7 protein-coding genes and 1 pseudogene are annotated in these 5,644 nt (G+C 74.1%); 5 read left to right on the plus strand and 3 right to left on the minus strand.

All coding sequences use genetic code 11. From position 1 onward, the window contains the following. Window positions 1–667 (minus strand): annotated as a pseudogene (locus tag GFJ45_RS14855) (hypothetical protein); the annotation flags it as partial. Window positions 668–764: 97 nt separating this feature from the next. Between GFJ45_RS14855 and GFJ45_RS14860 the strand changes: the two are divergent. Together GFJ45_RS14860 and GFJ45_RS14865 are read left to right on the plus strand one after the other, a co-directional pair. Beyond that, window positions 765–1,283: a peptidylprolyl isomerase gene (locus GFJ45_RS14860; RefSeq protein ID WP_153398576.1), complete on the plus strand. Its 519-nt coding sequence runs from the start codon at window positions 765–767 to the stop codon at window positions 1,281–1,283. Window positions 1,284–1,302: 19 nt separating this feature from the next. Next, window positions 1,303–2,217, plus strand: a complete 915-nt coding sequence (locus GFJ45_RS14865) for a rhomboid family intramembrane serine protease (protein WP_153398578.1) — start codon at window positions 1,303–1,305, stop codon at window positions 2,215–2,217. 190 nt (window positions 2,218–2,407) lie between these two features. Here GFJ45_RS14865 and GFJ45_RS14870 read toward each other — a convergent pair whose 3' ends face one another. Continuing rightward, window positions 2,408–2,659, minus strand: a complete 252-nt coding sequence (locus GFJ45_RS14870; protein ID WP_153398580.1) for a cell division protein CrgA — start codon at window positions 2,657–2,659, stop codon at window positions 2,408–2,410. A gap of 146 nt (window positions 2,660–2,805) precedes the next feature. On the opposite strand from GFJ45_RS14870, the gene GFJ45_RS14875 reads away from it, so the two are divergent. From GFJ45_RS14875 to GFJ45_RS16510, 3 genes are read left to right on the plus strand one after another with little or no spacing between them, the layout of a single operon-like run. Further along, window positions 2,806–3,570 (plus strand): DUF881 domain-containing protein, encoded by a 765-nt coding sequence (locus tag GFJ45_RS14875; protein ID WP_153398582.1) that lies wholly within the window; start codon window positions 2,806–2,808, stop codon window positions 3,568–3,570. Continuing rightward, a complete protein-coding gene (locus tag GFJ45_RS14880) occupies window positions 3,567–4,406 on the plus strand; it encodes a class E sortase (protein ID WP_153398584.1) in 840 nt (279 codons plus the stop codon). The genes GFJ45_RS14875 and GFJ45_RS14880 overlap by 4 nt, the downstream gene beginning before the upstream one ends. Next, a complete protein-coding gene (locus tag GFJ45_RS16510; RefSeq protein ID WP_194288707.1) occupies window positions 4,406–4,561 on the plus strand; it encodes a hypothetical protein in 156 nt (51 codons plus the stop codon). Before GFJ45_RS14880 ends, GFJ45_RS16510 begins: the two co-directional genes overlap by 1 nt. A gap of 35 nt (window positions 4,562–4,596) precedes the next feature. Here GFJ45_RS16510 and GFJ45_RS14885 read toward each other — a convergent pair. Then, the coding region (locus GFJ45_RS14885) for a PASTA domain-containing protein (RefSeq protein WP_153398586.1) at window positions 4,597–5,644 on the minus strand (1,048 nt) is incomplete at its 5' end.

Below are 5,644 nucleotides of genomic sequence, written 5' to 3' on the forward strand. Positions count from 1 at the left end.
AGCCGGACGGGTACGCCCGCGGTCTCACCGGCGAGGTGCTGCGCCGGGTCGAGGCCAAGGGCTGCCGGACCTGGCTGTCCACGCCGGGCGCACCGCCGATGGGCCGCTCCTCGGGCAGCGCGGCCCACGGGTCGCGCTGGTCCCCGGACTGCTGGCTGAGGTACCAGGCGACGCCGGCACCCACGGCCGAGAGCGCACCGAGGGCCAGCAGCATCCCGCCCTTGCGGCGCCGCTTCGGCGGGCGGATGACGGAGGCGACCGGGCCCTGCTGCTTGGCCACCAGGTCGTCCTTGCTGGCCTGCACGCTGGCCAGCAGCGCGGAGAGCTTCGGCAGCAGGTCCTCGACGATCACGTCGCGGGCGTGGTCCACCTTGGGCGCCACCCCGGCGACCGCCTGCTCGACCCGGGGCACGGCCGCGTCGATGCCGTGGTCCAGGCCGGCGACCGCACGGTCGCGGTACTCGACGGCGTGGGCGCCGACCGTGCCGGCGGCGGCCTGGGCGGCGGGGCCGACCCGCTCCCGGACGGTGTTCCGCATGGTGTCGGTGTGGTGCTGAGCCTGGTGGGCGGCGCGAGCCTTGGCCGCGACCGCTGCCTTCCTGGCGCGCCGGGCCCGAGAGGTCGCTTCTTCCCGCGCCTTCTCGGCCTTGCTCTTGCGGTGGAACACGGATCCTCCTGTTGTCTCGCCGATGGCCCCATCCTGCCTTGTCCCACCCCCGATGAGCCACCGCAGGGGGGAGCGGCCCGCGTGCGAGGATGGGGCCATGGACGTGACCCTGCACACCACCAAGGGCGACATCAGCCTGACCCTGTTCGCCGACCATGCCCCGAAAGCGGTCCGCAACTTCGTGGGCCTGGCCACCGGCGAGCAGGAGTACACCGACGACGCCGGCCGCAGCAACCCCACCCCGTTCTACGACGGCCTGGGCTTCCACCGCGTGATCCCCGGCTTCATGATCCAGGGCGGCTGCCCGCTCGGCGAGGGCACCGGCGGCCCCGGGTACACCTTCGACGACGAGATCAGCCCGGACAAGGACTTCCGGGAGCCGTACCAGCTGGCGATGGCCAACGCCGGCAAGCGCGGTGGCCGCGGCACCAATGGCTCGCAGTTCTTCATCACGGTCGGGGCGACCACCTGGCTGCAGGGCAAGCACACCATCTTCGGTGAGGTCAAGGACCAGGTCAGCAAGGACGTGGTCGACGCGATCGCCGCCGTGCCCACCGGGTCGATGGACCGCCCCCTCGAGCCGGTCGACATCACCACCGTCACCGTCCACCGCTGAGCGCCCACAGCGTGCGCTCGTGACGCACCCGGCCGCCGAGCAGGGCCCACCGGTCTGCCCACGCCACCCGGACCGGGTGGCGTACGTGCGCTGCCAGCGCTGCGGGCGGCCCGCGTGCCCCGACTGCCAGCGCGCCGCCGCCGTCGGCGTGCAGTGCCGCGACTGCGTCGCCGAGGGCGCCCGCCAGGTGCGCCGGCCCACGACGCGGTACGGCGCGGACGCAGCCGGCGGACGACCCACGGTCACCCTGGTGATCGTGGGGCTATGCGTGCTGGTGTACGTGGCCCAGCTCGCGCAGCCGGAGGTGACCCGGCAGCTGATGTTCCTGCCAGCCGCGGCGGAGGAGCAGCCGTGGCGGTTCCTCACCGCGGCGTTCGCGCACTCGCCGAGCACGGTGATGCACATCCTGTTCAACATGTACGCGCTGTGGATCACCGGCTCCTACCTGGAGCCGCTGCTGGGCCGGGTGCGGTTCCTGGCGCTCTACCTGATCAGCGCGCTCGGTGGCTCGAGCGGCTACCTGCTGCTGGCCCGGCTGCCGGAGGGCCGCGGCGACTTCTCGGGCTGGGTGACCCCCACCGTCGGCGCCTCCGGTGCGGTGTTCGGGCTGTTCGCCGCGGTGCTCGTGCTGAACCGGCACCTGGGCCGCCGCACCGCCGGCATCCTGGTGATCCTCGTCGCCAACACCGTCATCGGCTTCGTGGTCCCCGGCATCGCCTGGCAGGCCCACCTGGGCGGCGCCGTGACCGGGGGGCTGCTGGCCGCCGCGCTGGTGGTGACGTCGTCGTCGGGGCGGGACCCGGCGGCGGTCGCGCGGCGGCGCTGGCAGTGGCCGGCGCTGCTCGCCGTGCTCGCCCTGGTCGTCGCCGCGGCCGTGCTCCGGCTGGCGACCGTGGACGAGCAGGCGGTGCTGCGGATGCTCTACGGCGGCTGAGTTACATCCCTGTAGTTATCCCCAGCCTGTGGATAACCTGTGGGAAAGGTGCTGTGGACATGGTGTGGAAACCGCTGGGGACGGGTGGCACGCTGCACGGTAAGGCGAACCGTGCGCCCGGGCGCACGGTTCACGACACGCAGACACTGTCGCCGGCGGGGAGCCTGCCGGAGCGGTCCGTCGGCGCGGGTCAGCGCCAGCGGGTGGCCATGACGAACCCGGCCATGATCGCGCCGAGCCCGACGGCCAGGTTCCAGTAGCCGATCGGCGCCGGCCAGGCGCCGTCGCTGATGTAGAACGTCGCCACCCACAGCACGCCCAGCACCATGAGGCCGACCATGACCGGCGCGAACCACGACGGGTTGCCGACCTGCTGCGGCCGGGGCGGGGTCTGCTCCGGCGTCGGGCGCGAGGCGCGAGGGCGGCCCTTGGACTCCGGCACGGTGGGGACTCCTTCGACGAGGTGCGGGGCCCGCCCGCAGACGCGGGGCAGGGTCGTCGCCCCAGGATACGCGGCCCCGCCGCAGGTACGCTGGAGGGACCGCAGCAGTGCCTGTCGCCGTGCTGCCCGTCGCTCGTGGAGGACCGATGCCGCTACCCCAGCGCCCCACCGGGCCCTGGCGCGCGGCGGTGCCCGGCGTGATGCTGGTCGCCGGGCTGCTGTTCGGGACCTCGGCCGCGCTGGCCCGTGGCGGGGGCGGGGAGCCCCCGCAGAGCCTGCCGGACCTGATCCAGGAGCGCACCGAGCGGGTGGCCAGCCTCACCGAGGACGCGGCCGAGCTCGAGACGGAGGTGCGCTCGCTGGCCGAGGAGCGCAGCCCGGTGCGGGAGGTGAGCACGCAGGCCGACCGGCTGGCACCGCAGGTGGGTACCGCCGCGGTGGAGGGGCCGGCGGTGCGGGTCACCCTGGATGACGCCGGGTACACGTTGGAGACGCTGCCGGAGGGCTACACCGTCGACGACGTCGTGGTGCACCAGCAGGACGTGCAGGGCGTCATCAACGCGCTGTGGGCCGGGGGTGCGGAGGCGATGATGGTGCAGGACCAGCGGATCATCGCCACCAGCGCGGTGCAGTGCGTGGGCAACACCCTCTACCTGCAGGGCCGGGTCTACTCCCCGCCGTACACGATCACCGCCATCGGCGACCCGGAGCAGCTGCAGCAGGCGCTGGTGGACAACCCGGTCGTGGCCAACTACCGGGCCTGGGCCGACCTGCTCGGGCTGGGCTATGAGGTGACGGACCTGGGCGTCACCCAGTTCCCGGCGTTCAGCTCCTCGGTGCGCACGACCACGGCGAAGGCCACCGAGGTCAGCGAGCCGCTCCCGCCGCCGGTCGGGAACGGCGCGCGGTGAGGGCGCTGCGCGTACTGCTGCGGCTGGGGGGCGAGCTGGCGGTGACCGCCGGGGCCTTGGTGCTGCTGTTCCTGGTCTGGCAGCTGTGGTGGACCGACGTGCACACCGGGCGGCAGGTGGCCGACGAGGTGGCTGCGGTGAGCAGCAGCCTGGCGGCGGAGCCGCCCGGGCGCGGTAGCGGTTCCGCTGGTAGCGGCTCCGCCGGGAGCGGCTCGGCCGGCAGCGGCTCGGCCGGGAGCGGCGCGGCCGGCAACGACTCGGCCGGCAGCGGCCGGGACGGGGAGACCGGGACCGGCACTGCCGCCAGCGGGCTGCCGGAGGAGGTGATCGGCCTGGTGCACCTGCCGACGCTGGGGGAGCAGCGGGTGGTGCGCAGCGGCGTGGAGCGGGATGTCCTCGACCAAGGCGTGCTGGGCCACTACCCGGAGACCGCCGGACCTGGGAAGGTCGGCAACTTCGCCCTCGCCGGGCACCGCACCACCTACTCGGCGCCGCTGTGGGCGATCGACGAGCTGGCGCAGGGGGACCCCGTCGTCGTGGAAACCCGGGATTCTTTCCACGTGTACCGGGTGGAGCGGTCCCGGATCGTGGCACCCGACCAGGTGGAGGTGCTGGCGCCCGTCCCCGACCGGCCGGGCGAGGAGCCGGAGCAGGCGAGCATGGTGCTCACCACCTGCCACCCACGGTTCAGCGCGGCCCAGCGCTACGTCGCCTACGCGGGGCTGGACCGCAGCGTGCCGCGCGAGGACGGACCGCCGCCGGAGCTCGCCGAGGCCGACACGGGTACCGCGGCTGCGCGAGGTGCCGCGGCCCCGGCGGCCGCGAGGGCGGCCTGATGTACGCGGCGCTGTGGCGGGCGCTGCCGGGCGGCACCGCCGCCCGGGTCGTCCAGGTGCTGGTGCTGCTCGTCCTGGCGGTGGCAGTGCTGTTCCAGTGGGTGTTCCCGCTGCTGGCCGACTGGCTCGCCGTCGACGACGCCACCCTGGGGTAGCGGCCCGGCGGCCCTAGGTGCCGAGCGTGCCGCCGCTACGGCTGCTCGGTGGGGTCGCCCTCGTCGCCGGGCGGGTCCTCGGTCTCCTCGTCCTCGTCGCCGGTGGGCTCGGGCCCTTCGGTGGCGTCGTCCTCGTCGTCGGTCGGCTCGGGGTCCTCCGGCGGCGCGGTGACCGTCTCGGGGGGCGGTGCCGGTGTCGTGACGGTCTGCGTCGGCTCGCGGGAGACGGTGAGCTGCACCTCCGTGCCGTAGTCGACGACCGCACCGGGCTCGACCGACTGCTCGAGCACCTGGTTCGCGGGCACCTCGCTGGTCTCGACGTAGGTGATCTCGTCACCGTGGCTGAGCCGGTTGGCCTGGAGCTCGGCGATCGCCTCGGCGGCGTCCAGCTCCACCAGCTCCGGCACCTCCACCTGCCCGCTGGCGACGACGAGGGTGACCACGGTCTGCTGTGGGTCCACGGCCTGGCCGGTCTCCGGGTCGGTGCGGGTCACCCGGCCGGCGTCGAACTCCGGGTCGTGCTCCTCCTCGACCTCGTCGGCGACGGTCAGGTTCGCCTGCTCGAGCACGACGCGGGCGGCCTGCTGCCGGAAGCCGATCACGTTCGGGATGGTGACGTCGTCCGGGCCGGAGGAGACCTCGATGCGCACGGTGGAGCCGACCTCCACCTGCTCCTCGGGAGGCGGGTCCTGCCCAACCACCGTGCCCTCGGCCTGCTCGTGCACCACCCGCTCCGACGCGATCTCGAGCCCGCGCTCCTGCAGCCGCCGCTCGGCCACCTGTTCGGTGACCCCGACGACCTCGGGCACGGCGACCATCTCCGGCTCGTCGCCGCCCTGGCCGGGGCCCAGCACCTGGAACATCACCCAGCCCACCCCGGCCAGGGCCAGCAACGCGAGCAACCCCAGCAGCAGCCAGCCGCCGCGGTGCCGCTGCTCCCGCACCGGGATCTCGTCGGTCTCCTCATACCCGTCCAGCGGGTTGCCGTCGTCCCCGCCCCGCCGCGCCGACCACGACGCCTGGGGGCGGTGGCTGGCCACCACCCAGATCACCCCCTGGGTTCCCAGCCTGGACCAGCTACAG

Source organism: Ornithinicoccus halotolerans, assembly GCF_009602535.1.
Classification (GTDB): Bacteria; Actinomycetota; Actinomycetes; order Actinomycetales; family Dermatophilaceae; genus Ornithinicoccus; species Ornithinicoccus halotolerans.